The sequence below is a fragment of the Glycomyces sp. NPDC021274 genome, assembly GCF_040641195.1.
Lineage (GTDB): Bacteria > Actinomycetota > Actinomycetes > Mycobacteriales > Micromonosporaceae > Glycomyces.
Map to the genome: position 1 here is coordinate 1 of NZ_JBFADC010000117.1, position 1,106 is coordinate 1,106.

Consider the following 1,106-nt stretch of genomic DNA (forward strand, 5'->3'; position numbering starts at 1 on the left):
CTACCCGTCGTGTTCGCACTATGGCTACACAGCCATCGACCGGCACGGCGCGGTGAAGGGGACTGCGCTGACCGCCTGGCGCATTCTGCGGTGCAACCCGTGGTCGCTCGGTGGCGTCGACCACGTCCCTCCCCGGAAGCGTCCGGTTTGGCATCAGCGGCTGAGGAGCCGTCTGGGCGGGCCCACCGTCCCTGAGCCTGTCGCCCAGCCCGAGACTCAGCCCAACGCCCAAGGAGCCTGATTCGTGGACACGATCCTCAGTCCTCTTTATTACGCAGTTTCCTGGATCATCGTCCAGTTCCACTCGTTCTACAGTTTGATTTTCAATGCGAACAGTGGAGCTGCGTGGGGTCTGTCCATCGTCTCGCTGGTGGTGCTGATCCGTATCTGCCTGATCCCGCTCTTCGTGAAGCAGATCAAGTCGACGCGGAACATGCAGGCGCTCCAGCCGAAGATGAAGGCGATCCAGGAGCGCTACAAGAGCGACAAGCAGCGCCAGTCCGAAGAGATGATGAAGCTCTACAAGGAGTCGGGCACCAACCCGCTCTCGAGCTGTCTCCCGATCCTGGCGCAGTCTCCCTTCTTCATCTCCCTGTACCAGGTCCTCAGCCACATCGCGCAGAACAAGACCGTCGGCTTCATCGACCCGACGCTGCTGGCGAGCGCGCAGAAGGCGCACATCTTCGGTGCGCCGCTCGCGGCGAAGTTCATGGACACCCCCTCGAAGATCGAGGCCCTGGGTGCTTCGGTGACCGACGTCCGCGTGGTCACGGTCATCATGATCATCCTGATGTCGGCGTCGCAGTTCTACACCCAGCGCCAGCTGATGACGAAGAACGTCGACCTGACGGTGAAGACGCCGTTCATGCAGCAGCAGAAGATGCTGATGTACGTCTTCCCGGTCATGTTCGCCGTCTTCGGCATCAACTTCCCCGTCGGTGTCCTCGTCTACTGGCTGACCACCAACGTGTGGACCATGGGCCAGCAGATGTACGTCATCCGCCGCAACCCCACCCCGGGCAGCAAGGCGTTCACCGACCGCCAGGAGCGGCTGCGCGCCCAGGGCAAGCTGGTCGAGAGCCCCGCCGAGATCGCGGCGAAGAAGG

The 1,106-nt window shown here is 62.5% G+C and carries 2 protein-coding genes; both read left to right on the forward strand.

The features are described from left to right. Positions 1–241, forward strand: a 241-nt coding sequence (gene yidD / locus AB0I03_RS27005; protein WP_360417465.1) for a membrane protein insertion efficiency factor YidD, incomplete at its 5' end; no start/stop codon positions are given. A 3-nt stretch (positions 242–244) separates the two neighbouring features. Beyond that, the coding region (yidC, locus tag AB0I03_RS27010; protein ID WP_360417467.1) for a membrane protein insertase YidC at positions 245–1,106 on the forward strand (862 nt) is incomplete at its 3' end.